22 protein-coding genes are annotated in these 23320 nt (G+C 71.3%); 9 read left to right on the forward strand and 13 right to left on the reverse strand.

Going from position 1 to position 23320, the window contains the following annotated elements; all coding sequences use genetic code 11:
* Positions 1 to 24 precede the first annotated feature (24 nt).
* The 5 genes from ACGF3I_RS29110 to ACGF3I_RS29130 form a co-directional block, all read right to left on the reverse strand.
* Positions 25 to 1083 (reverse strand): PhlD, encoded by a 1059-nt coding sequence (locus ACGF3I_RS29110; RefSeq protein ID WP_393137129.1) that lies wholly within the window; start codon positions 1081 to 1083, stop codon positions 25 to 27.
* 415 nt (positions 1084 to 1498) lie between these two features.
* Positions 1499 to 2512 (reverse strand): hypothetical protein, encoded by a 1014-nt coding sequence (locus ACGF3I_RS29115; RefSeq protein WP_393137131.1) that lies wholly within the window; start codon positions 2510 to 2512, stop codon positions 1499 to 1501.
* Positions 2513 to 2598: 86 nt separating this feature from the next.
* Positions 2599 to 3594 carry an ABC transporter substrate-binding protein gene (locus ACGF3I_RS29120; RefSeq protein WP_393137133.1) on the reverse strand — a complete coding sequence of 332 codons (996 nt, stop codon included), beginning with the start codon at positions 3592 to 3594 and terminating at the stop codon, positions 2599 to 2601.
* Positions 3595 to 3671: 77 nt separating this feature from the next.
* Entirely contained in the window at positions 3672 to 4340 is a 669-nt protein-coding gene (locus ACGF3I_RS29125) for an ABC transporter permease (RefSeq protein ID WP_393137135.1), read from the reverse strand.
* Between the two features lie 5 nt (positions 4341 to 4345).
* Positions 4346 to 5026: an ABC transporter permease gene (locus ACGF3I_RS29130; RefSeq protein WP_393137137.1), complete on the reverse strand. Its 681-nt coding sequence runs from the start codon at positions 5024 to 5026 to the stop codon at positions 4346 to 4348.
* Positions 5027 to 5162: 136 nt separating this feature from the next.
* On the opposite strand from ACGF3I_RS29130, the gene ACGF3I_RS29135 reads away from it, so the two are divergent.
* Entirely contained in the window at positions 5163 to 6308 is a 1146-nt protein-coding gene (locus ACGF3I_RS29135; RefSeq protein ID WP_393137139.1) for an ABC transporter ATP-binding protein, read from the forward strand.
* On the opposite strand, the gene ACGF3I_RS29140 is transcribed toward ACGF3I_RS29135, so the two are convergent.
* On the reverse strand, positions 6295 to 7407 hold the full coding sequence (locus ACGF3I_RS29140; RefSeq protein WP_393137140.1) for an alpha/beta hydrolase: 1113 nt from the start codon (positions 7405 to 7407) through the stop codon (positions 6295 to 6297). The two genes, ACGF3I_RS29135 and ACGF3I_RS29140, sit on opposite strands and share 14 nt — an antisense overlap.
* Positions 7408 to 7557: 150 nt before the next feature.
* Here ACGF3I_RS29140 and ACGF3I_RS29145 point away from each other — a divergent pair, with 150 nt between their 5' ends.
* Positions 7558 to 9399 (forward strand): phosphatidylglycerol lysyltransferase domain-containing protein, encoded by a 1842-nt coding sequence (locus ACGF3I_RS29145; RefSeq protein WP_393137142.1) that lies wholly within the window; start codon positions 7558 to 7560, stop codon positions 9397 to 9399.
* A gap of 478 nt (positions 9400 to 9877) precedes the next feature.
* Here ACGF3I_RS29145 and ACGF3I_RS29150 read toward each other — a convergent pair whose 3' ends face one another.
* Positions 9878 to 11350 carry an MFS transporter gene (locus tag ACGF3I_RS29150; protein WP_393137144.1) on the reverse strand — a complete coding sequence of 491 codons (1473 nt, stop codon included), beginning with the start codon at positions 11348 to 11350 and terminating at the stop codon, positions 9878 to 9880.
* Positions 11351 to 11511: 161 nt separating this feature from the next.
* Here ACGF3I_RS29150 and ACGF3I_RS29155 point away from each other — a divergent pair, with 161 nt between their 5' ends.
* From ACGF3I_RS29155 to ACGF3I_RS29180, 6 genes are all read left to right on the forward strand, one after another.
* Complete coding sequence (locus ACGF3I_RS29155) at positions 11512 to 11970, forward strand: MarR family winged helix-turn-helix transcriptional regulator (RefSeq protein ID WP_393137146.1); 459 nt, start codon at positions 11512 to 11514, stop codon at positions 11968 to 11970.
* Positions 11971 to 11986: 16 nt separating this feature from the next.
* Positions 11987 to 12859, forward strand: coding sequence for a dihydropteroate synthase (gene folP / locus ACGF3I_RS29160; protein ID WP_393137148.1), 873 nt, complete (start codon positions 11987 to 11989; stop codon positions 12857 to 12859).
* Complete coding sequence (locus ACGF3I_RS29165) at positions 12856 to 13317, forward strand: nuclear transport factor 2 family protein (protein WP_393137150.1); 462 nt, start codon at positions 12856 to 12858, stop codon at positions 13315 to 13317. The genes folP and ACGF3I_RS29165 overlap by 4 nt, the downstream gene beginning before the upstream one ends.
* Before the next feature lie 197 nt (positions 13318 to 13514).
* Positions 13515 to 13874 carry a dihydroneopterin aldolase gene (folB, locus tag ACGF3I_RS29170; protein WP_393137152.1) on the forward strand — a complete coding sequence of 120 codons (360 nt, stop codon included), beginning with the start codon at positions 13515 to 13517 and terminating at the stop codon, positions 13872 to 13874.
* Positions 13871 to 14485, forward strand: a complete 615-nt coding sequence (gene folK, locus ACGF3I_RS29175; protein ID WP_393137154.1) for a 2-amino-4-hydroxy-6-hydroxymethyldihydropteridine diphosphokinase — start codon at positions 13871 to 13873, stop codon at positions 14483 to 14485. Before folB ends, folK begins: the two co-directional genes overlap by 4 nt.
* 48 nt (positions 14486 to 14533) lie before the next feature.
* Entirely contained in the window at positions 14534 to 15013 is a 480-nt protein-coding gene (locus ACGF3I_RS29180; protein ID WP_393137156.1) for a DUF3180 domain-containing protein, read from the forward strand.
* Between the two features lie 83 nt (positions 15014 to 15096).
* Here ACGF3I_RS29180 and folE read toward each other — a convergent pair whose 3' ends face one another.
* The 6 genes from folE to dacB all read right to left on the reverse strand — a co-directional run bounded on the left by folE (position 15097) and on the right by dacB (position 22563).
* Positions 15097 to 15702 carry a GTP cyclohydrolase I FolE gene (gene folE, locus ACGF3I_RS29185; protein ID WP_393137158.1) on the reverse strand — a complete coding sequence of 202 codons (606 nt, stop codon included), beginning with the start codon at positions 15700 to 15702 and terminating at the stop codon, positions 15097 to 15099.
* A 118-nt stretch (positions 15703 to 15820) separates the two neighbouring features.
* Positions 15821 to 17848, reverse strand: a complete 2028-nt coding sequence (ftsH, locus tag ACGF3I_RS29190) for an ATP-dependent zinc metalloprotease FtsH (RefSeq protein ID WP_393137160.1) — start codon at positions 17846 to 17848, stop codon at positions 15821 to 15823.
* A gap of 203 nt (positions 17849 to 18051) precedes the next feature.
* Positions 18052 to 18591, reverse strand: coding sequence for a hypoxanthine phosphoribosyltransferase (gene hpt / locus ACGF3I_RS29195; protein WP_120727895.1), 540 nt, complete (start codon positions 18589 to 18591; stop codon positions 18052 to 18054).
* A 76-nt stretch (positions 18592 to 18667) separates the two neighbouring features.
* Positions 18668 to 19777: a tRNA lysidine(34) synthetase TilS gene (tilS, locus tag ACGF3I_RS29200; RefSeq protein WP_393137162.1), complete on the reverse strand. Its 1110-nt coding sequence runs from the start codon at positions 19775 to 19777 to the stop codon at positions 18668 to 18670.
* A gap of 241 nt (positions 19778 to 20018) precedes the next feature.
* Positions 20019 to 21158 carry a zinc-dependent metalloprotease gene (locus tag ACGF3I_RS29205; protein WP_393137164.1) on the reverse strand — a complete coding sequence of 380 codons (1140 nt, stop codon included), beginning with the start codon at positions 21156 to 21158 and terminating at the stop codon, positions 20019 to 20021.
* 49 nt (positions 21159 to 21207) lie between these two features.
* On the reverse strand, positions 21208 to 22563 hold the full coding sequence (gene dacB, locus ACGF3I_RS29210; RefSeq protein ID WP_393137166.1) for a D-alanyl-D-alanine carboxypeptidase/D-alanyl-D-alanine-endopeptidase: 1356 nt from the start codon (positions 22561 to 22563) through the stop codon (positions 21208 to 21210).
* 177 nt (positions 22564 to 22740) lie between these two features.
* On the opposite strand from dacB, the gene ACGF3I_RS29215 reads away from it, so the two are divergent.
* The gene (locus tag ACGF3I_RS29215) at positions 22741 to 23235 is read left to right on the forward strand and encodes an inorganic diphosphatase (protein WP_100577700.1); all 495 of its coding nucleotides are present in this window, start codon (positions 22741 to 22743) and stop codon (positions 23233 to 23235) included.
* The last annotated feature ends 85 nt before the right edge of the window (positions 23236 to 23320 follow it).

Consider the following 23320-nt stretch of genomic DNA (forward strand, 5'->3'; position numbering starts at 1 on the left):
CCCGCCCCGCCCCGCCTCGCCCGGTCAGCCCGACCAGTGGCCGCGGGCCGCCGCCAGGACGAAACCCGGGCCGAAGGCGACGATCAGGCCCGCCGCGCCCGGCAGCGGCGGTTCGGCGCACATGCGGGCCAGCACGTCGAGGACCGCCGGGCCGCCCAGGTCGCCGTTGGCCGCCAGGCTCTCCCGGGCGTGCCGCAGGCCCCCGCCGTCCGCCCGGTCCGCGAGGCCGAGGTCCGCCGCCACGCCGTCGAGGACGTCCGGGCCGCCGGGGTGGACCACCGCGAAGTCCAGCGGGCGGCCGTCCAGCCACGTGCGCAGCGCGGGCAGCCAGTCCCCCACGCCGGCCGCCGCGGGGGCCGCCCCGGTGTGCGGCCCGGCGCCGCCGGTCCGGTCCGGGCGGGGCCCCGCGCCGTCGGGCAGCACGTACTCGAAGGTGTCCTCCACGACGAAGCCCGGCCCGTCCCAGGCCGGGCGTTCGCAGATCACCGTCGCGGCGGCGCCGTCCCCGAACAGCGCTTTGCGGACCATGGACGCGGGGCTCGTGTCCGCGTGGTCGTACGTCGTCGCCGACATGCACTCCGCGGTGATCAGCAGGACGTTGGCGCCGGGATGGGCGGCGATGTCCTGGTGGGCCCGTACGACCCCCTGGGCGCCGCCCGCGCACCCCGCCCGGCCCAGCGGATGGCGCCGCACATCGGGCCGAAGACCGAGCTCGCCGACCAGGTGGACGTCGAGGGAGGGCACCGCCCAGGACGTGGTGTGGCTGGTGACGACGGCGTCGATGTCCTCGGGACGCAGCCGCGCGACGGCCAGCGCACGGCGGCCCGCCTCGGCGGCGAGCGCCAGCGCGTCCTCGTAGGCCGCGTCGTTGCGCTCTCCGCTGCGCGCGTTTCCCGCCACGGTCGGCGCGTGCAGGGGTCGGGTGAAGTGCCGCGTCCCGACCGTCGTCGCGCGGGCCGCGCGCAGCATGGCCTCCAGACCCGGAAGGCCGGCGTGGACCCGTCGGATGTCGGCGCAGATCTCGTCGGTCGTCACCACGTTCCCCGGCAGGACGACGCAGGGAGGCGCTATGCGAACGGGCACGGACGAGCTCCCTCAACGAATCGAAAAAGGGCGTTGCGTAACGATACGTCAGGTGTCTTGAAATAATCCGCTAACTTCAAAACTTGGTCAACTAAAGCCCAAGAAAGGGTACTTGGGGCGGTGCTTCGCGAGGGGGCTCCGTCCTTGCGGCGGGCCCCTGCCACGTCAGTCGGTCCGTCGGAAGCCGAAGCGTACGACCGCGGGAGCGGCTCGGCTCGGGCGGAGACTCGGGGCAAGGGGCAAGGGGCAAGGGGCGAGGGGCGAGGGGCGAGCAAAAGCACGAGCGGCGCGGGCACGGGCGGCTTGCCGGCGGGCGGGGACACATAACGCGGCCGGGCCGGGCGCAGGACCGTACCCGCCTCGCGGCCCGTACTGCGGCCCGTCCCGTGATCCGTCCCCGCGCGCGGGGGCGGCGCTACGAGATGGCCGTCCTCAGCACCGCCACGTCCAGCTGCTCGGTCTCGTCGTGCGCGGTCAGGTCGATGACCTCGCCGACGACCTTTTCGGGGCCCTGCTGGGCCCGGTTGGCCAGGACCTCCTCGCCCACCACGTCCGCGAGGTCCTCGTCCTGGACGGCTTCGATCGCGGCGGCCGTCTTGCGGTCCACGGCCTCGGGCGCCCCCGCGCCCCCCGTACCGAAGAAGTCGAAGCTCCCCTCGGGCCGCACCGCGCGGCGCGGGGCCTCGGGAACGACGGCGGCGGCCACCGGCGCGGGGGCCGCGGGGAGTTCGGCCTGCCGGGGCCGTGCGGTCAGGGCGGCCGACGGGCGGGTGTGCTCCCCGCTGCCGAGGACCGCCGCGGGCTTCCCCTGCGGCTCCTCCGCCTCCCGGTGCCCGCCCGACCGCGACGCCTCGGCCTCGGCCCGCGCCTTGGCCTGGCGTTCGGCGCTGAGCGAGAGGGATTCGAGGGCGCGGGCCGCCGCGAGGTAGGAGGCGGGCGTCGGCGTACTGCCCGAGGGCATCAGGGCCTTGGGCCCGGCTTCGAGGGCGAGCCGGCGGCGGCCTTCGAGGGCGCTGGCCCGCTCGGTCTCGGCGTTGGCGTAGCGGCGCAGCAGGGCCGCGTGCTCACCGCGCAGCCCGGCCAGCTCCTTGCGCTTGGCGCGGAGCTTGGCGTCGAGGCGGCCCCGCAGCTCGCGCGACTCCTCCAACTCGGTCTCCAGCTCGGCGATCCGCTCCTCGGTGCGCCACTGGTCGGCGGCGCGCGAGCGCGTCAGCTCGGCGACCCGTCGACCCGCGGCCCGGTCCCAGGCGCGCATCAGCACCGAGCCGGTGACGCAGGCCGCGGCGGCGGCCGCGGCCAGCGCCCGCAGCACCGCCGGCTGATCGAAGAGCCAGGCGCCACCGGCGCAGACGACGGACACACCGGCGACGGCCGACGGCTGGAGGAGCCGGTGCAAGGGGGGCGAATGACGGTGGCGTCCACGTGGCATGGCCTGAAATTTACCGTGCGTAGACCTCACATGGACCCCCGCCCGTCAATCTGTTCCCCTGTAGTTACTCCGATCGCCCAATTCGGCTACTTCTTGATCAGTCCCTTCGACTGGAGATAGGCCTTGGCGACATCGGCCGGCTTGGCGCGCTCGGAGTCGACCTTGCGGTTGAGATCGACGAGATCGGCGGTCGTCAGGGCTTTGGTCAGCTTGCCGAGCGCGTCGGCTATCTCCTGACCGCCGGCTTCCTTCGCATTGACCACCGGCAGCACGTTGTCCGCGTTCTGGAGCTTCTTGTCGTCGTCGAGCAGGACCAGGCCGTAGCCGTCCAGGGTCGCGTCCGTCGTGGTGGTGAGCACCAGCTGGTCCACCCCGTCCTTGACGGCCTGCTTGGCCTGCGGGGTGCCGACGCCCTTGGGGTCGATGCCCGTGACGTCGATGCCGTACTTGGAGGTCAGACCGGGGCCGCAGAAGGGCCGGATCTTGCACTCGTCACCGGCGGCGATCTTCACCTTGACCTTTGAAGTGCCCAGGTCGGAAAGGGTCTTGAGGTTGTTCTTGGCGGCGAATTCCTTGGTCACCGCGAACGCGTTCTGGTCCACCGCCGCGCCCGCCGGCAGAACCTTGAGTCCGCGCGGCCCGGCGAGGGCGGTCAGTTGTGCCACGGTGGCCGTGACGTCGCTGGAGGCGAGCGGCTTGTCCTTCGCCTGGTCGCCGTTCACCTTGGCATTGAGGAATTCGGTGAGGGTGGCCGCGTATTCCGGGACGACGTCGATCTCGCCCTTCTCCAGGGCCGGTTCGTACAGTTCCCGGTTCTTGACGGTGGTGACCGAGGTCGAGTACCCGGCGTCGGACAGGACCTGCGAGTACAGCTCCGCGAGCACCGCGGACTCGGTGAAGCCGGCCGCGCCGATCACCAGCGAGCCCTTCTTGCCGCCGCCCGTACTGCTGGAGCCGCCGGAGGTGCTGGAACTGCTCTTGTCCTTGCTGCTCTCCAGGCTGTCGCCGCCGCACGCGGCGAGCGTGCCGGCCAGGGCCAGCGTGCCGAGCACCGCACCGGTCGTGCGCAGGATCTTGCTCATGAGGGTTTCACCATCCAGAAGACGTCACGGGATCACGGGTGTTGCGGAGGCTTGGGGGGCGCGGCCGTCGGCCGGTGTCACGAACGCTTGCGCAGCGGGCTGAAGAGACGGTCGACCGCCACCAGAGCGCCCTCGACCAGCAGGGCGAGCGCGGCCACGAGCATCGCGCCCGCCACCACCTGCGGGGTGTCGTAGACCGCGAACCCCTCCGTGACGATCCGGCCGAGCCCGCCGAGGCCCGCCATGGCGGCGATCGTCGCGGTGGCGATGATCTGCACCGCCGCGGAACGCAGACCGGTCATGATCAGCGGGTAGGCCAGCGGCAGTTCGACCTGGAGGAAGAGCTGGCGCCCGGACATCCCCATGCCGCGCGCCGCCTCCACCGCCGCCCGGTCCACCTCGCGCATGCCGACGTAGGCGTTGGTCAGGAGCGGCGGGACCGCGAAGAGCACCAGGGCTGTCACGGTGGGCAGATACCCCGCGTTGCGCAGCGGAGTCACCATGAACAGGGCGAGTACCGCGAACACGGGTATCGCGCGGCCCACGTTGGAGAGGTTGACGGCGAGCGCGCCGCCCCGGCCGATGTGCCCGAGCCACAGCGCGAGCGGCAGGGCGATCAGACAGGACACCACCAGCGCGAGCGCGCTGACGTACACGTGCTCGCCGAGGCGGTGCCAGGCGCCGTCCTGCCCGGACCAGTTGGCACCGGTGGCCAGCCACGTGCAGGCCTGCGCGAAGACTCCCATGCCGCTCAGACCGCCTTCGCCGTACGGATCCGCGTCCAGGGCGTGAGCAGCCGCTGGACGCCGAGGAGCAGCAGGTCGGCGGCGATTGCGAGGACCACGCACAGCACCGACGCGGTGAGGATCTGCGCCTTGAAGAAGGTGGGCAGACCCTGCTCGATCAGGTTGCCGAGCCCGCCGTGGTCGACGAGCGAGCCGATCGTGGTGAGGGCGACGGTGGCCACCGTGGCGATCCTGAGCCCGGCCATCAGCGCGGGCAGCGCCAGCGGCAGCTCGACCTCGAACAGCAGCCGTATGCGCCCGTATCCCATACCGCGGGCGGCCTCCAGGGCGTCGGGCGGCACGGATTCGAGCCCGGCCAGGATGTTGCGCACCAGGATCGTCAGCGAGTAGAGCACCAGGCCCGTGATCACCAGGCCGGCCGAGAGGCCGAACACCGGGAGCAGCAGCGCGAACATCGCGAGCGAGGGCACGGTGTAGAGGACGGTCGTGAAACCGAGGACGGTGGCCGCGACGCCCTTGCGCCCGCGCGCGAGCAGCGCGAGGGGGAAGGCGATGAGCAGGCCGACGAGCACCGACACCGCGGTGATCCAGATGTGCTCGACCGTCGCGTCGGTGAGCTCCTGGCTGCGGGAGCTGACGTAGTCCCAACAGATCCAGTCGTTGGCCGCCAGGCAGTTCTGTGCCACTCCCCCACCTCCCCCGATCGGTCCGAACGTACGTACCAGACCCTATCCCCGACCACTGACAATCGCCGTGGGCCTTTGCCGTACAGCAACATGGGCTTCACACAAGCGCGCACGCCAGCCTTCACAATGGGGAACCATGATCCGGTTCGAGCACGTCACCAAGCGGTACGCCGACGGCACCACGGCCGTGGACGACCTGTCCTTCGAGGTGGCCGAGGGTGAACTGGTCACCCTGGTCGGCCCGTCGGGGTGCGGCAAGACCACGACGATGAAGATGGTCAACCGGCTCATCGAGCCGACCGGCGGGCGGATATTCCTGGACGGCGAGGACATAGCCACCGTCGACCCGGTGCACCTGCGGCGCCGCATCGGCTACGTGATCCAACAAGTCGGGCTGTTCCCGCACAAGACGGTCCTGGAGAACACCGCGACGGTGCCGCACCTGCTCGGCGTGAAGAAGGCCGAGGCCCGCCGGCGCGCCGCCGAACTCCTCGACCTGGTCGGGCTCGACCCGGTGACGTACGGCTCGCGCTACCCCGAGCAGCTCTCCGGCGGACAGCGCCAACGGGTGGGCGTGGCACGGGCGTTGGCGGCGGACCCGCCGGTGCTCCTGATGGACGAGCCGTTCGGCGCGGTCGACCCGGTGGTGCGCGAGCGGCTCCAGAACGAGTTCCTCAGGCTCCAGTCGCAGGTGCGCAAGACGGTCCTGTTCGTCACCCACGACATCGAGGAGGCGGTCCGCCTCGGGGACCGCATCGCGGTCTACGGGCAGGGCGCCATCGAGCAGTTCGACGCCCCCGCCGCCGTGCTCGGCGCCCCCGCGACCGACTACGTGGCCGACTTCGTCGGCGCCGACCGCGGCCTCAAGCGGCTCTCCGTCACGCCCATCGAGGAGAGCGACCTGGAGCAGCCGCCCGTGGTGCACCTCGACGACGCGCTGCCCGCCGACATCGCGCGCTGGGCCGTGGTCCTGGACGGCGAGGACCATCTGCACGGCTGGATCTCGGGCGAGCAGGCCCGGCGCGGCACGGGCACCGTGCGCGAGCACGCCCGGCGCATGGAGGCCTGGCTGCCGGTGGGCGCCTCGCTCAAGCAGGCCTTCGCCACGATGCTCCAGCACGACGCGGGCTGGATCGCGGTGATCGACCGCGAGGAGCGCGGCCGCTTCCTCGGCGTCCTGACCCCGGCCCGGCTGCACGAGGCGCTGCGCCGCTCGATCGACGCCGACGCCCAGGCGGTGCCCCGTACCGAGGTGACGGTCGAGTCGGTCAGCTCGCGCTGAGCCGTCCGCTGATCCACTCGAGGGTCGGCGGGATCTCGCGGCGCCAGGTGTTGAAGTTGTGGCCGCCGCTGTCGAGCGTGATGGAGGAGACGCGGCCGGGGGCCTTCACCTTCTTGATGAAGGCCTGCGTCGGCTTGTAGTTCTCCTCGCCGGACAGCGAGCTGGTGACCAGGAAGGACGACGGCGCGGGCTTGACGTGGTCCAGGCTCCACAGCAGGTTGGCGCGGTTCTCCTCGTGCTTGTCGCCGTGGAAGAGGTCACCGGTCGTCGGGTCGTCGGCCGCCTTGTAGTACGCCGAGAGGCCGGCGCTCGCCGCGAACCGCTCGGGGTGGTGCACGCCGATCTTCAGGGCGCAGTAGCCGCCCGTCGAGTTGCCGATGAAGCCCCAGTTCCGCGCCTTGGTGCCGACCCGGTAGCTCGCCGAGATCGCGTTCGGCACGTCCTGGGCGAAGAACGTCTCGGTCTGCGGCCCGCCCGGTATGTCGACGCACTCGGTGTCGCGCTGGCCCGCGACCGTCGGGCGCATCATGATCAGGATCATCGGCTGCATCTTCTTCTGCTTGGCCTGGGCCCAGGCCGTCTTGGGGTAGCGCAGGCCCTTGAGCAGGTTCTCGGCGGTGCCCGGGTAGCCGGTCAGCACGATGGAGGCGGGGAAGGTCCTGTGCTCGTTCCCCTTCTGGAAGTACTCCGGCGGCAGATAGACGTACGCGGGGCTGGTGATCTTCGACTTCTGCCCGGCGAGGACGATCTTCTGTATCTCCCCGCCCAGCTGCGGCTTGCCCGCGCCCGGGGTGTCCGGCTTCTGTCTGCCGACGACCTGGACGTCCTTGCCGCCCGCCGAGTGGTCGACGACCTTGCCCATGTCCTGCTCCTGCCCGAACAGGTCGGCCCAGGAGCCGTAGAACAGGAACGAGTTGTTGGCGGCCAGACCGACCGAGGCGAAGATCGCCAGCTGGGTCGCGAGCAGCAGCCCGACCCGGCCCGTCACGGCCTTCCAGCTGCGACGCGCAAGGCGCGGCCACAACCAGATGGTGACCGCGAAGAGCACCACCGCCAGAAACACGGCGAGTGCCAGGACCTTGTTGCTCGTGAGACCCATGAGTCGATGAAACTTTCTGGCTGAGATTTTCCTGGGACCAAGGGAACCCGCCCCCCACAAGTCCCGTCCTAGAGGGCGCAAATTGTCCGGCTGGACGGTGCGGACCCCGTCCCCCGGCCAACTGAATCTCTCGCGGAGTCACGGGAAGCGATGTCTGTCAGGATAGATGGGGACAAAAACGGATCGGTTCCGACTCGTGTACGAAAGGTCCTCCGCGGGCCGCGCCCCGAGTCGGTTCCCAAGCTGGTCGGTACGGCCTGCACGATCGTGGGCCTCCTGGACGTCGCGGCCGGAGTCTTCGATCGCGTCCGGCACAGTCGGTTCCACACCGTCAGCGAAGTGCTGCCGGGCACCTTCGGCCCGTTCGCGGCGGCCGTCGCGCTCAGCGCCGGCATCCTGCTGCTGCTCCTCGCGCACGGCCTGAAGCGCCGCAAGCGCCGGGCCTGGCGGGCCGCCGTGGTGCTGCTGCCGATCGGGGCGGTGGCCCAGTTCTGGTACCGGCACTCCATCGTCGGTGCGCTGATCTCATTGGTACTGCTCACCCTGCTGATCCGCCACCGGAGCGAGTTCAACGCGCTGCCCGACCCGCGCAGCCGCTGGAAGGCGGTGGCGAACTTCTTCCTGATGGGAGCGGGCTCGCTCGGGCTCGGCCTGGTGATCGTGAGCGTCCACCCGCACCGCACGGTGGGCAACCCGAGCATCGTGGACCGCATCCAGCACGTGATGTTCGGCCTGTTCGGGGTGGAGGGCCCGGTCGAGTACCAGGGCAAGACCAGCTGGACGGTCGGCTACTCGCTCGGCGCGCTCGGCCTGCTCACCGCGATCACCACGATCTACCTGGCCTTCCGCCCCGAGCACCCGGCCGCCCGGCTCACCGAGGACGACGAGCACAAGCTCCGCGAGCTGCTGGCCAAGCACGGCGCCCGCGACTCGCTCGGCCACTTCGCGCTGCGCCGCGACAAGGCCGTCGTCTTCTCGCCCAGCGGCAAGGCGGCCGTCACCTACCGGGTGGTGTCCGGCGTGATGCTCGCCTCGGGCGACCCCATCGGCGACGTCGAGGCCTGGCCCGGCGCCATCGAGCGCTTCATGGACGAGGCCAAGGCGCACTCCTGGACCCCGGCGGTGGTCGGCTGCTCCGAGACCGGCGGCGAGGTCTGGACCCGTGAGACGGGGCTCGACGCGCTGGAGCTGGGTGACGAGGCGGTGGTGGACGTCGCGGATTTCTCCCTCGCCGGACGCGCCATGCGCAACGTACGCCAGATGGTCAAGCGCATCGAGCGCAATGGCTACGAAACCCGCGTACGGCGCGTCCGTGACCTCTCCGACGGAGAGCTGGAGCGCGTCCGCCGGGCCGCCGAGGACTGGCGGGGCACCGACACCGAGCGCGGCTTCTCGATGGCGCTCGGCCGCATCGGCGACCCGAACGACGGCGACTGCGTGATCGCCACGGCCCACAAGGCCGACGAGGAGGGCGAGGTCCCTGGTGCGTACGGCGACCTGAAGGCCATCCTCCACTTCGTCCCCTGGGGCAAGGACGGCATGTCCCTGGAGATGATGCGGCGCGACCGCTCGGCCGACCCCGGGATGAACGAGCTGCTGATCGTGGCCTCGCTCCAGGCCTGCGAGAAGATCGGCGTCCGCCAGGTCTCCCTGAACTTCGCCATGTTCCGCTCGGCGCTGGCGCGCGGCGAGAAGATCGGTGCGGGGCCGGTGCTGCGCCTGTGGCGCGGCCTCCTGGTCTTCCTCTCGCGCTGGTTCCAGATCGAATCCCTCTACAAGTTCAACGCGAAGTTCCAGCCGCGCTGGGAGCCGCGCTTCATGGTGTACCGGGCCCACGCCGACCTCCCCCGCATCGGCTTCGCCGTGATGCAGGCAGAGGGCTTCGTGAACCTGGGCCTCCCCGGCCCCCTGGCCCGCCTGACCCGAGCGGCCCGCCGAGACCGCACATGCGCCCACACCCGCACGCCCGATCCGGGGATTCATACGGCGTAGGGGTTGCCTTTCCGGGGGGGGTGCTGGGGGTGCCCGGGGTGTGCGCAGTTCCCCGCGCCCCTGGCAGGGCCGGTGCTGGGCAGCACGTGCACCCTGGCCTGCCTCGCGCAGTTCCCCGCGCCCCTAACTGCACTGGTGCGGGCCAGCATTGGCATCCTCAGCCCGTCCGGCGATTGAGGACGAGCGCCGTTCAGGCGCGATAGGGGGTGCAGGGGGCGGAGCCCCCGCCGGGGTCCGAGGGGCGGAGCCCCTCAAGGGGGTCTGGGGCGCAGCCCCAGGGCCCAGCCAATCCAGCCCGCTGCACGGGCGGGCGGGTGGGCAAACCCCCCGGGGTTCGAGGGGCGGAGCCCCTCAGCGGGTCTGGGGCGCAGCCCCAGGGCTCAGCCGATGCAACCCCCCGCACGGGCGGGCGGGTGGGCAGACCCCCCGGGGTCTGGGGCGGAGCCCCAGGGAGCCCGGGGCGCCCGCCCCGTGACCCTCAGGCGCGCTCCAGGGACCCCGCAGGCTCCATCGCCGAAGAGGCAACAACCCCCCGCCCCCTCCGGTCAGAGGAGAGCCCCACCAACGCCACCCCCACCACCAGCACGAACGCCACCCCCGCCAGCGCGAACGACAGCGTGAACTGGCTCTCCGCCGGCAGCGGCGGCACCCCGGCCGGCAACCCGGAGATCACCTTCGAGGCGAGCAGCGACGTGATCACCGCACTGGCGATCGCCGAACCGACCGACCGCGAGATGGAGTTGATCCCGTTCGCGATCCCCGTCTGGTGGTGCGGAACGCTCGCCACGATGAGCGCCGGCATCGCCGCGTACCCGAAGCTGATCGCGGCACCGATCAGCATCCCCGCGAGGATCACGGACGACGTCGAGTCGTGCGCCCCGGTCAGCCAGGCGAAGCCGAGCACCCCGAAGGCCGCGCCCGCCGCGAGGGTGAAGCGCGCGCCGATCCGTCCGACCAGCTGCCCGCCGAGCGGAGCCGCGATCAGCGACACCAGGGTGGTCGGCAGCAGGTACTCCACGGAGGCGCGGAGCACCGAGGCGGAGAAGCCGTACCCGGTGAGCGCGTCCGGCATCTGCACCAGGTAGGAGACGCCGATGAACTGGGAGAACATCGCGAAGCCGAGCAGCAGTCCGGCCAGGTTCGTGAACAGCACCGGCCGGTGCGCGAACATCCGCATGTCGACCATGGGCGCCGCGACCTTGCGCTCGACCAGCACCCACACCCCGGCCATCACGACGGCCGCGACGAACAGGCCGACCGTACGGACCGAGGACCAGCCCCACTCGTGGCCCTGCGAGATCGGCAGCAGGAGCAGGACGAGGAAGGCGGCGAGCGTGGCCGCGCCGAACCAGTCGGTGCGTCCGCCCGTCTTGTTGCGGGAGGCCGGTACGACGGCGATGACCGCGACCAGGGCCAGCACCGCGAGGATCACGGCGAGCCAGAACACCCGGTGGTAGTCGGGGTGCGAGCCCTGCGTGAGCAGCCCCGCACCGACGAGCGCGAGCCCGCTGCCGAACGCCAGCGTGCCGCTGACCAGCGCCATCGCGCCGTGCAGCTTCTGCGGCGCGATCTCCTCACGCAGCACCGAGAGGGCCAGCGGGAAGATCGCGGTGGCCGCGCCCTGGAGCACCCGGCCGATGATCAGCAGGGCGAGCGAGCTGGTGGTGGCGGCGAGCACGGAGCCCGCCACCATGACCACGAGCACGCCGATCAGCGTCGGCTTCTTGCCGTGCATGTCGCCGAAGCGGCCGAGCAGCGGGGTGAAGACGGCAGCCGAGAGCAGGGTCGCGGTGGTGACCCAGCTGACGCCCGAGGTGGTGGTGCCGAGATCGTTCTGGATGATCCCGAGGATCGGCACGACCAGGGTCTGCATCATCGAGACGACCATGGCCGCGAGGCCGAGGACCAGGACGAGCCCGGTACCGCCGCTGGGGCGTTGGTTAGTGGTCACTTTTTCTTCCGTACGGCAGGAGTGGCACGAGCAGGTGCGTGAGCGGATGGGGCCGGGTGGAACCAGGCCACAAGCTTGATTACCTCAAGCAACTTAATGAAGGTAAACATCGAAGGTTGAGGTAGTCAAGTTTTGCTCGAGCCACGGGTACAGTGGACGGCATGCCTGGAACCCGCCGCCCGCCCGCCGTCAGCAACGCCGCGCTCATGGACGCCATCTGGGACTCCCTGGCCGGCTTTTACGGCGACTTCACGTCGGCCGCCGCGGAGCAGGGCCTCACCTCCAGCCAGGCCAAGACCCTGACCGTGCTGCGCCGCGGCCCCGCCTCCATGCGCTCGCTCGCCACCACGCTGCACTGCGACGCCTCCAATGTGACCGGGATCATCGACCGCCTGGAGGCCCGCGCCCTGGTCCGCCGCGAGCCGAGCCCCACCGACCGGCGCGTCAAGAACGTCGTCCTGACCGACGACGGCGTGCGCACCGTGGAGACCGTCCGCACCGGCATGCTCGCCACCCACACCGCCCTGGACGCGCTGGACGCCGGTGACCGGGACGCCCTGCACGCTCTCCTCACCCGTCTGTTCACCCCCCATGAGCGTGGTCCGGGAACGCCCGGCTGACCCCTACGCTTGACGTATGAGTACGGTGAACGCACGGCCGAACGGGCGGGGGTCCGTCGCGGGCCTGCCCGCATGGGACCGCTGCGCGGTCATGGGCGTGGTCAACGTGACGCCCGACTCCTTCTCCGACGGCGGCCGCTGGTTCGACACCTCCACCGCCGTCAAGCACGGGCTCGACCTGGTCGCGGCCGGCGCCGACCTCGTGGACGTCGGCGGCGAGTCCACCCGCCCCGGGGCCTCGCGCGTGGACGAGGCCGAGGAGCTGCGCCGCGTCCTCCCCGTCGTACGGGGCCTGGCCGCCGAGGGCGTCACCGTCTCCGTCGACACCATGCGCGCCCGCGTCGCCGAACAGGCCGTCGCCGCCGGCGCGGTCCTGGTCAACGACGTCAGCGGGGGCCTCGCCGACCCCGCGATGATCCCGGCCGTCGCCGCCAGTGGCGCTCCCTTCGTCGTCATGCACTGGCGCGGCTTCAGCCAGGACATGAACAGCCGCGCCGTCTACACCGACGTGGTCGGCGAGGTCCTCGCCGAGCTCCGCATCCGCATGGAGGCCGTGATCGAGGGCGGCATCCCCGCCGAACGCCTCGTCATCGACCCCGGCCTCGGCTTCGCCAAGCAGGCCGAGCACGACCTCGCCCTGGTCGCCCACCTCGCCGAACTGCGCGCGCTGGGCCGCCCGGTCCTGGTCGCCGCCTCCCGCAAGCGTTTCCTCGGGCACGTCCTGGCCGGCCACGAAGGCGCCCCGCCACCGGCCCGCGAGCGGGACGCGGCGACCGCCGCCGTCTCCGCCCTCGCCGCGCACGAGGGCGCCTGGGCCGTCCGCGTCCACGAGGTGCGCGCCACCGCCGACGCCGTCCGGGTCGCCCGCGCCGTCGAGGGAGCCCGGTGAGCCCGCGCACCGAGAACGAGGCCGTCGAGCAGGCCAACACCGCGTTCTACGAGACCCTGGAGCGGGGCGACTTCGACGAACTGTCCGACCTCTGGCTGGACGCGACCCACGCCGGCGACACCGGCATCTCCTGCGTCCACCCCGGCTGGCCGGTGCTCTCCGGGCGCGGCGAGGTGCTCCGCTCGTACGCCCTGATCATGGCGAACACCGAGTACATCCAGTTCTTCCTGACCGATGTGAAGGTCGTCGTGCTCGGCGACACGGCCCTGGTCACCTGCACCGAGAACATCCTCAGCGGCGGCCCGGCCGAGGAGAGCGGCGAGCTGGGTCCGCTGGTCGGCCAGCTCGTGGTCGCCACCAATGTGTTCCGCCGCACATCCGAGGGCTGGCGGCTCTGGTCCCACCACGGCTCGCCGGTGCTCGCCGAATCGGGCGACGAAGAGCCGGAACAGGACTGATTCCGGGCACGATGGGGGGCTTCGGAGGGTTGAATCCGAAGCCATCGGGTAGGGGCGGCTACCAGGCCCCTCTCGATCTGTCCATAGCCCCCGTGGGCGAGCAGTGTCCGTGCCCGCGGGTAGATTCGATGGCGGGCACCGTGCCGCCCGCACGCGGCCGCATGCCCGTCTGACCAACGACAGCAGGAGTGATTCGCGTGGATCGTGTCGCGCTGCGCGGCCTCAAGGCCCGTGGGCACCATGGCGTCTTCCCCCGGGAACGCGAAGAGGGCCAGACCTTCATCGTCGACCTGGTGCTCGGCCTCGACACCCGCCCCGCGGCGGCCGAAGACGACCTGGCGAAGACCGTGCACTACGGCGTGGTGGCCGAGGAGGTCGTCGACGTCGTCCAGGGTGAGCCGGTCGACCTGATCGAGACGCTCGCCGAGCGCATCGCCCAGCAGTGCCTCAAGCACGAAGGCGTCCAGGAGGTGGAGGTGGTCGTCCACAAGCCCGACGCGCCGATCACCGTCCCGTTCGACGACGTGACCATCACCATCACCCGGAGCCGAGTATGAGCCTGTATCCGCAGGGGACCACCCAGAGCGATCCGACCGTGCAGCCGGTGCCCGCCTCCGTGGTGGAACAGGTCGACGCGGCCGACATGACGCTCTCCAACCCGCGCCGCGCGGTCATCGCCCTCGGCTCGAACCTGGGCAACCGTCTTGAGACGCTCCAGGGCGCCATCGACGCTCTGGAGGACACCCCGGGCCTGCGCGTCAAAGCCGTCTCGCCGGTCTACGAGACCGAGCCCTGGGGCGTCGACCCGGGCTCCCAGCCCTCGTACTTCAACGCGGTCGTCGTCGTGAAGACCACCCTGCCCCCCGCCTCCCTCCTGGAGCGCGGCCACGCCATCGAAGAGGCCTTCGACCGGGTCCGGGACGAGCGCTGGGGCCCGCGCACCATCGACGTCGACATCGTTGCCTACGCCGACGTCGTCTCCGACGACCCGGTCCTCACCCTCCCCCACCCGCGCGCCCACCAGCGTGCTTTCGTGCTGGCCCCGTGGCTCGACGTGGACCCCGAGGCCCAGCTGCCCGGCCACGGCCCGATCGCCGGCCTGCTGAGCGACGTCGGCCGCACGGGCGTGGTGCCCCGCGCCGATCTGGAACTCCGCCTGCCCGAGTAGTCGTTACGCTTCTGAGGTCGATCACCCGAGACGCGAAGGGCCCACTCCGTGAAGCAACTGCGCCTGCGCGTACTGGCCGGCCTTTTCATCGTCGCCGGAGTGCTCTCCTGGGCGGGCGCCCGGCTGTGGGACGCGGTCTCCACCCTGCCGAGCGTGCCGCTCGCCGCGCCCATCGTGCTCGGCGTGATCGCGGTCGTCCTGCTGGCCACCGCCCTCTCGATCCGCGCCCGGCTGCGCGCCCAGCGCGAGCGCCGGCCGGGGGCCAAGGGCGTCGAGCCCCTGATGGCCGCCCGCGCGGTCGTCTTCGGCCAGGCGAGCGCGCTCGTGGCCGCCCTGGTCTGCGGGATGTACGGCGGCACCGGGGTGTACCTGCTCGGCTATCTCGACGTGCCGGCCCGCCGCGACCAGGCGATCTACGCCGGCTTCTCGGTGGTGGCCGGCATCGCGGTGGTGGCCGCCGCCCTGTTCCTGGAGCGCATCTGCAAGCTCCCGGACGACGAGGACGACACGACCGCCCCGGTCACCTGACCCGCCCTCACCACGACGCACCACGGCCCCGGTTCCCGCTCCAGCGGGAACCGGGGCCGTCGGCTTCGGCCGTCGCGCTCGGCTCAGCGGGCCAGGATCAGGCTCATCGCCTCGCTGCGCGTGGCGGGCGCGCGCAGCTGGCCGCGCACGGCCGAGGTCGTCGTCTTCGCGCCCGGCTTGCGTATGCCGCGCACCGACATGCACATGTGCTCGGCCTCGATCACCACGATGGCGCCGCGCGCGTCGAGGATGCGCATCAGCGAGTCCGCCACCTGCGTGGTCAGCCGCTCCTGCACCTGGGGCCTGCGGGCGAACACGTCCACCAGCCGGGCCAGCTTCGACAGGCCGGTGATCTTGCCGGACTCGGCCGGGATGTAGCCGACGTGGGCCACGCCGTGGAAGGGCAGCAGGTGGTGCTCGCAGAGCGAGACGATCTCGATGTCCTTCACCAGGACCATCTCGTCGTGCCCGAGGTCGAACGTCGTCGTCAGCACCTCCTCGGGCGTCTGACGCAGACCCGCCAGGATCTCCTTGTAGGCCCGCGCCACCCGCGCCGGGGTCTCCTGGAGGCCTTCACGGTCCGGATTCTCGCCGACGGCTATGAGGAGCTCGCGCACCGCGTTCTCGGCGCGCTTCTCGTCGAACTCGCCGATCGGGGCTTCGCCGTCCAGCGTCACCGGGTCGGTCATCTGTGCCTCGTTCCTCGACTGTCATCGTGCGCGTGGCCGGAAAACACCCGCGCCCCCACAGGCTAGAACCTGGGGGGCGCGGGATGCATTCCGGGGCCGGTACGGACCCGGAGGGTGCTCAGCTCTCGGGACGGTCCTCGGGGCCGGGAATGGCCTCGGTGGGCGTCTCCAGGGTGGTGGAGCCGTTGGTGCTGGTGGTGGCGCCGTTGGTGAGCGCCAGCTCCTTGGGCGAGAGCACCGGCGGCCTCGTCGACGGCGTACGCCGCGAGGAGCCGGTCCAGGCCGGACGGGCCGGGCGCTTGACGATGCCCGAGAACACCTCGGCGATCTGCTCCTTGCCCAGCGTCTCCTTCTCCAGGAGCTGCAGGACGAGGTTGTCGAGGATGTCGCGGTTCTCGACCAGGATCTCCCAGGCCTCGTTGTGCGCCGTCTCGATGAGCTTCTTGACCTCTTCGTCGACGAGCGCCGCGACCTCTTCCGAGTAGTCGCGCTGGTGCGCCATCTCACGGCCCAGGAACGGCTCGGTGTTGTCGCCACCGAACTTGATCGCGCCGAGCCGCTCGGTCATGCCGTACTGCGTGACCATCGCGCGTGCGGTGGCCGTGGCCTTCTCGATGTCGTTGGCCGCGCCCGTCGTCGGGTCGTGGAAGACGAGCTCCTCGGCCGCACGCCCGCCCAGCATGTACGCCAGCTGGTCGAGCATCTCGTTGCGGGTCGTGGAGTACTTGTCCTCGTCCGGCAGGACCATGGTGTAGCCCAGGGCCCGGCCGCGCGACAGGATCGTGATCTTGTGGACCGGGTCCGAGTTGGGGGAAGCCGCCGCGACCAGGGCGTGACCGCCCTCGTGGTACGCGGTGATCTTCTTTTCCTTCTCGGACATGATCCGCGTCCGCTTCTGCGGACCCGCCACGACGCGGTCGATCGCCTCGTCCAGCATCGAGTTGTCGATGAGCTTCTTGTCGCTGCGCGCCGTCAGGAGCGCCGCTTCGTTCAGCACGTTCGCCAGGTCGGCGCCGGTGAAGCCCGGGGTGCGCCGCGCGACGGCCGACAGGTCGACGTCGGGGGCGACGGGCTTGCCCTTCTGGTGGACCTTGAGGATCTCCAGACGGCCCTGCATGTCCGGGCGGTCGACCGCGATCTGGCGGTCGAAACGGCCGGGGCGCAGCAGCGCCGGGTCGAGGATGTCGGGACGGTTCGTGGCGGCGATCAGGATGACGCCGCCCTTCACGTCGAAGCCGTCCATCTCGACGAGGAGCTGGTTGAGCGTCTGCTCGCGCTCGTCGTGACCGCCGCCGAGACCCGCACCGCGGTGCCGGCCCACGGCGTCGATCTCGTCGACGAAGACGATCGCCGGGGCGTTCGCCTTGGCCTGCTCGAAGAGGTCACGCACCCGGGAGGCACCGACACCGACGAACATCTCGACGAAGTCGGAACCCGAGATCGAGTAGAACGGCACGCCGGCCTCACCCGCGACGGCGCGGGCGAGCAGCGTCTTGCCCGTACCGGGCGGGCCGTACAGCAGCACACCCTTGGGGATCTTGGCGCCGACGGCCTGGAACTTCGCCGGCTCCTGGAGGAACTCCTTGATCTCGTGGAGTTCCTCGACGGCCTCGTCGGACCCCGCCACATCGGCGAAGGTCGTCTTCGGGGTGTCCTTGGTGATGAGCTTGGCCTTGGACTTCCCGAAGTTCATGACTCGGGAGCCGCCGCCCTGCATCTGGTTCATCAGGAACAGGAAGACCACGACGATGAGGACGAAGGGGAGCAGGGACAGCAGGATCCCGAGGAACGGGTTCTGCTTGTCGGGCGAGACGGTGTACCCCTTCGGGATGTCACCGCCCTTCACTCCGGTCTGCAGCTGGTTGGCCATGTCGGTCGCCTGGGCGTCACCGATGTAGTTGGCCTGGACCTTGCTGCTGCCCTTGACCTTCTGGCCGTCCTTCAGGTCGATCTTGATGACCTGACTGTCACCGGTGGTGATCTTGGCCTGTTCGACCTGCTTGTTGTTGATCGCCTGAACGACATCGGATGTGTCGACCGTCTTGTAGCCGCCCGACGAGCCGACGACCTGCATCAACACGACCACGGCGAGGACGGCCAGCACGATCCACATGACCGGCCCACGGAAGTATCGCTTCACGTCCATCCATACGGAGCGAGAACGCCCCGTCCCTCCTGCCCGTAGGTAAATGCTGCTGTGAGTATGACTAAGACTGTGTGTAAAGACTGTTCTTCGGACGGTACCCCAGCATTGTCACCCGTGGTCGCACGGTACGGCTGACAAAGGCGCCTTCCCCTGCTCCAACGGCGGGAGGAGGGCTGTGGTTCCCCGAAACGGCCGGGGTTGCGTCAGCCGCCGTAGACATGCGGCGCGAGCGTGCCGACAAAGGGGAGATTGCGGTACTTCTCGGCATAGTCGAGGCCGTACCCGACGACGAATTCATTGGGAATGTCGAAGCCGATCCACTTCACGTCGATCGCGACCTTTGCGGCATCCGGCTTACGGAGCAGCGTGCACACCTCCAGGGAGGCGGGCTCGCGCGACCCGAGGTTGGAAAGCAGCCATGACAGGGTCAGACCCGAGTCGATGATGTCCTCGACGATCAGGACGTGCTTGCCCTTGATGTCGGTGTCCAGGTCCTTGAGGATCCGCACGACGCCGGAGGACTGGGTGCCCGCACCGTACGAGGAGACGGCCATCCAGTCCATGGTGACCGGGGTGGACAGCGCGCGGGCCAGATCCGCCATGACCATGACGGCGCCCTTGAGGACACCGACGAGGAGCAGGTCCTTGCCCGCGTACTCCGCGTCGATCTTCCCGGCCAGCTCCGCCAGCTTCGCGTCGATCTCTTCCTTGGTGATGAGCACCGACTGGAGGTCGGTGCCCATGTCCTTCTCGTTCACCCGGGCCGCTTTCTTGGGGGGGTCGGTTGGTCCGTGCGGGAGCCGAGTTACGTGCGTGGGCTCAGCTCTGCCGAATGACCAGTCTGCCACCCTGCCGACGCGCGACGACGCGGCCCGGGAGATTGATGGCCCGCTGGCCGCGCCAGCTGGTGATCAGCTTGTCGACCTCCTCCACGTGGCGGGCGAAGAGCGATCCGGCGGGCGCCCCCGCCCCGATGACCTCCCGGCGCACGATGCGGCGGCGCACCGCGGGCGGCAGCGCGTAGAGCTTGGCGCACTCCAGGAGCCCGGTCTCGTCCCGTACGGTCGCCTCCGCCTGGAGGGCCCAGGCGTCCAGGGCGTCGGCGTCGTCGCGGGAGAGCTGGGCGGTGCGGGCGAGCGCCTCGACGACTCCTTTGCCGAGCGCCTTCTCCAGGGCGGGCAGCCCCTCCTGGCGCAGCCGGGAGCGGGTGTAGGCCGGGTCGGCGTTGTGCGGGTCGTCCCAGACGGGCAGCGACTGGACCATGCAGGCCTTGCGGGCGGTCTGGCGGTCGAGCTCCAGGAAGGGGCGCCGATAGCGGCCCGCCGCCCCCGAGACGGCGGCCATGCCGGACAGCGAGCGGGTGCCGGAGCCGCGGGCGAGGCCGAGGAGCACGGTCTCGGCCTGGTCGTCGCGGGTGTGGCCGAGCAGGACGGCGGCGGCGCCGTGGCGCTCGGCGGCGGCGTCGAGGGCGGCGTAGCGGGCGTCCCGGGCGGCGGCCTCGGGCCCTCCCTCGCGGCCCACGTGCACGGCGACGGACTCGACGGGGTCGAGGCCGAGGCCGGTCATCCGCGAGACGACCTCGGCGGCCCGCAGGTCGGAGCCGTACTGGAGGCCGTGGTCGACGGTGATGCCACCGGCGCGCAGCGAGAGCTTGCGGGACTCGAAGGCGAGGGCGGAGGCGAGCGCCATGGAGTCGGCGCCGCCCGAGCAGGCCACGAGCACGAGGGGCTCGGGCGCGGTGCGGGCGCCGGACGCGGAAGCGGTGGGAGCCCCCGCGGTCACACCGGCGGCGACGGCCTCGCGGTCGCGGGAACGATCGGCGCGGGAGTGGTCGTCGCGGGAGTGATCACGGGATTGTTCGTTCAGTACGTCGTGGAGTACGCGGCGAACCGCCAGGCGTATCGCTGCGACCGCAGGATGGGGACCCATGTCCGGTGCCCTTCGGTGAAGTTGGGGTGCCTCTGGCGCGGAGAGGATGCGGAGAGGGAGCGGGGGGAGATCGGAGGGAGCAGGGGAAGGCGGGGGTGAACGGAAGGCCGTTCAGTCACACAGAGTGCGTAGATGGTGACAGAACAGAGCCGTTACCCGAGCATTGCACGCCTACCCATGCCCCACGGTCCCTCGGATGGGTGATTCCCGCGTTGACACCCGCCCACCGGCGGCCGTCCTGTCAGGACTCGGCCCGGCGGTGGACCCGCGCCACCCAGTCCGCCGGCTTCGCGATCTCCGCCTTCGTCGGAAGCGTGTTCGGAGAGGTCCACACCCGGTTGAAGCCGTCCATGCCCACCTCCTCCACCACCGCGCGCACGAAGCGCTCGCCGTCGCGGTACTGACGCAGCTTCGCGTCCAGGCCGAGCAGCTTGCGCAGCGCCATGTCGAGCCGGGAGGCGCCCTTGGCCCTGCGCTCCTTGAACTTCTCGCGGATCTCCCGCACCGACGGCACGACCTGCGGCCCGACGCCGTCCATCACGTAGTCCGCGTGGCCTTCGAGGAGGGACATCACGGCGGTCAGCCGGGCCAGGATCTCGCGCTGGGCCGGCGTCTGCACCAGCTCGACCAGGGAGCGCCCGCCGTCGTCCTCCTCGCCCTCGGGGCGTCCGCCGGCCAGCGACTGGGCGGCCTCGCGCAGCCGCTCCAGAACGGTCATCGGGTCGACCTCGGTCTGGTCGAGGAACGACTGGATCTCGCCTTCGAGGTGGTCGCGCAGCCAGGGCACGGCCGTGAACTGGGTGCGGTGGGTCTCCTCGTGGAGGCACACCCAGAGCCTGAAGTCGTGCGGATCCACGCCCAGTTCGCGCTCGACGTGCACGATGTTCGGCGCCACGAGGAGCAGCCGGCCGCCGCCGCCCGGCGCCGCCGGAAGGTCGCGGGTGGCGGGCGCGAACGTCTCGTACTGCCCGAGGACCCGCGAGGACAGGAAGCTGAGCAGCATCCCCAGCTCCACACCGGTGACCTTGCCGCCGACCGCGCCCAGCACCGCGCCGCCGGGGGTGCTGCCGCGCCGCTCCTGCATCTTGTCGAGCAGCGGCCTGAGGATCTCGCGGAAGCCCGCCACGTTGGCCCGCACCCAGCCGGCCCGGTCGACGACCAGGACCGGGGTGTCCTCCGGCTCGACGCCCTCCGGGATCATCCGGGTGAACGCCCGTACGTGTTCTTCGGCGGCCTTGGCATGCCGGCGGAGCTCGGCGACGACCTCGCGTGCTTCGTCACGGCTCACGTCGGGGCCCGGCCGCACCAGTCGGGTCGCGGTCGCGACCGCGAGGTTCCAGTCGACCATCCCAGAGGTACCTGCACCGCCGATGCCAGTCATGCGTCAACCGTACGTGCTCGGCCCCGCGGGGGAACCCCGTCGGCGGCCCTCAGTGCGCGGTGAGCCGGGTGGCGAGGGCGTCCAGGGCGCGCTGGGCGGGGCCCGGGTCGGCGCCGGGCGGCCCCGCCGTCAGGAACGCGAACGCCAGCAGATGGCCCCGCGCGTCCACGACCGTACCGGCCAGGGTGTTGACCCCCGCGCCGCCCAGCGTGCCGGTCTTCGCCCGCACCAGGCCGGTCGCGGCGGACGCGGCTCCGTAGCGGGCGCTGAGGGTGCCGGTGAAGCCCGCGACGGGCAGCCCGGTCAGGATGGGGCGCAGCTCGGGGCGGGCCGGGTCGGCGGCCTTGGCGAGCAGCCGGGTGAGCAGGCCCGCGGTGACCTTGTCGGCCCGGTTCAGGCCGCTGCCGTCGGCGAACTCGCTCCCCTTCAAAGGGAGTTGGAGCTTGGCGAGCTGGGCGGGCACGGCCTCGGAGCCGCCGGCGAAGCTGCCGGGCCTGCCGGTGGCGAGCGCGGTGTGGCGGTTCAGGGCCTCGGCGATGTCGTTGTCGCTGTTGGTCAGCATCCGCTCGACGACCGCGGGCAGCGGATCGGACAGGGTGCGCGCCACCGGCTCGGCGCCCGCGGGACGGGCCCCGGGCACCGGGTCCTGAGCCTGCACCCCACGGGCCCGCAGCAGCCGGGCGAAGGTCCGCGCGGTGGCGCCCGCCGGGTCGCCGGTGCGGGTGGCGGGCCCGCTGTCGGAGTCGTCGAGGCGGCCCTCGTCCGTCATCAGGGCCACCACCGGGGCGAGGTTCTCGTTCGCGCCGATCGGATGCACCGCGGGCCCGCTGAACAGCGAGGTGTCGTACGCCAGCGGGACGGAGCCGGCCGGACGGGCGCGCAGGGCCCGGGCGGTGTCGTCGGCGAGGGCGGTCAGGCGCGCGGTGTCCAGGGTGGGGTCGCCGCCGCCGACCAGGGTGAGGGCGCTCGTACCGGGCGGGGCCACCACGGCGGTGGCGAAGCGGTGGTCGGCGGGGAGCGCGGTGAGGACCGCGGTCGCGGTGGCGATCTTGACGGTGGAGGCCGGCGTCATCGGCGCGTCCGCGCCGGAGGCGTACAGCTCCTGGCCGGTGGCGGTGTCGAGCACCGAGGCGCCCGGGTGCGGCCCCAGCGCCGGGTCGCCGAGCAGCGGGCCGAGCGCCGCGGGCAGGGCGGCCGCGACCGGCGCGCCGCCGGGGGTGCCGAGCGCGGTGAGGACGCTGGGCGCGCTCGGGGCCGGAGCCGGAGCATCCGGATCCGCGGGGGTCTGGTGATGTGCGCCACCCCCGGTCCCTCCCGGTGCGGCCCGGTGCCGCTCGGCCGTACGCTGACCTGAGTCCCACGGTCCGGCCAGGGACACGGCCCCGGCCGCAAGTGCCAGGCCCATCGCCGCCGCACCCGCTGTGAGCTGCCATGTCTTGGGTCCCGGCACCGAGGACCAGCCCCTTTCGCGATCACACACCTGCGTGAGGGACACTTAATCACCAGAACTGCGTCCTGCCGTGAACACGGCATCGGCGCAGCCCCGTCCGATGCATGTGCTGATCATGGAGGAGAGCCACCCGTGGAGTTCGACGTCACCATCGAGATCCCGAAGGGGTCGCGGAACAAGTACGAGGTCGACCACGAGACCGGCCGGATCCGCCTGGACCGTCGACTCTTCACCTCGACCAGCTACCCCGCCGACTACGGCTTCGTCGAGAACACCCTCGGCGAGGACGGCGACCCGCTGGACGCCCTGGTCCTGCTCGACGAGCCGACCTTCCCGGGCTGCGTCATCAAGTGCCGCGCCATCGGCATGTTCCGGATGACCGACGAGGCCGGCGGCGACGACAAGCTGCTGTGCGTCCCGGCGTCCGACCCCCGCGTCGAGCACCTGCGCGACATCCACCACGTCTCCGAGTTCGACCGCCTGGAGATCCAGCACTTCTTCGAGGTCTACAAGGACCTGGAGCCCGGCAAGTCCGTCGAGGGCGCCGACTGGGTCGGCCGTGTCGAGGCCGAGGCCGAGGTCGAGGCCTCCTACAAGCGCCTCGAGGCGCAGGGCGGCGCGCACTGACGCGCGGTCTTCCCCGGAACAGAACAGCGGGCGGCACACCCTCGGGGTGTGCCGCCCGCTGTCGTGTCCCGTCATGACGGACCAC

It is taken from the genome of Streptomyces sp. NPDC048111, assembly GCF_043202815.1.
Taxonomy (GTDB): Bacteria; Actinomycetota; Actinomycetes; order Streptomycetales; family Streptomycetaceae; genus Streptomyces.

Excerpts from the sequence above, each read along its gene's own strand:
- ACGF3I_RS29115 (WP_393137131.1), bottom strand. The coding sequence starts at position 2,512 with ATGCCACGTGGACGCCACCGTCATTCGCCCCCCTTGCACCGGCTCCTC.
- ACGF3I_RS29120 (WP_393137133.1), bottom strand. The coding sequence starts at position 3,594 with ATGAGCAAGATCCTGCGCACGACCGGTGCGGTGCTCGGCACGCTGGCC.
- ACGF3I_RS29125 (WP_393137135.1), bottom strand. The coding sequence starts at position 4,340 with ATGGGAGTCTTCGCGCAGGCCTGCACGTGGCTGGCCACCGGTGCCAAC.
- ACGF3I_RS29135 (WP_393137139.1), top strand. The coding sequence starts at position 5,163 with ATGATCCGGTTCGAGCACGTCACCAAGCGGTACGCCGACGGCACCACG.
- ACGF3I_RS29140 (WP_393137140.1), bottom strand. The coding sequence starts at position 7,407 with ATGGGTCTCACGAGCAACAAGGTCCTGGCACTCGCCGTGTTTCTGGCG.
- ACGF3I_RS29145 (WP_393137142.1), top strand. The coding sequence starts at position 7,558 with ATGTCTGTCAGGATAGATGGGGACAAAAACGGATCGGTTCCGACTCGT.
- ACGF3I_RS29155 (WP_393137146.1), top strand. The coding sequence starts at position 11,512 with ATGCCTGGAACCCGCCGCCCGCCCGCCGTCAGCAACGCCGCGCTCATG.
- folP (WP_393137148.1), top strand. The coding sequence starts at position 11,987 with ATGAGTACGGTGAACGCACGGCCGAACGGGCGGGGGTCCGTCGCGGGC.
- folK (WP_393137154.1), top strand. The coding sequence starts at position 13,871 with ATGAGCCTGTATCCGCAGGGGACCACCCAGAGCGATCCGACCGTGCAG.
- folE (WP_393137158.1), bottom strand. The coding sequence starts at position 15,702 with ATGACCGACCCGGTGACGCTGGACGGCGAAGCCCCGATCGGCGAGTTC.
- ftsH (WP_393137160.1), bottom strand. The coding sequence starts at position 17,848 with ATGGACGTGAAGCGATACTTCCGTGGGCCGGTCATGTGGATCGTGCTG.
- hpt (WP_120727895.1), bottom strand. The coding sequence starts at position 18,591 with ATGGGCACCGACCTCCAGTCGGTGCTCATCACCAAGGAAGAGATCGAC.
- tilS (WP_393137162.1), bottom strand. The coding sequence starts at position 19,777 with ATGGGTCCCCATCCTGCGGTCGCAGCGATACGCCTGGCGGTTCGCCGC.
- ACGF3I_RS29205 (WP_393137164.1), bottom strand. The coding sequence starts at position 21,158 with ATGACTGGCATCGGCGGTGCAGGTACCTCTGGGATGGTCGACTGGAAC.
- dacB (WP_393137166.1), bottom strand. The coding sequence starts at position 22,563 with ATGGGCCTGGCACTTGCGGCCGGGGCCGTGTCCCTGGCCGGACCGTGG.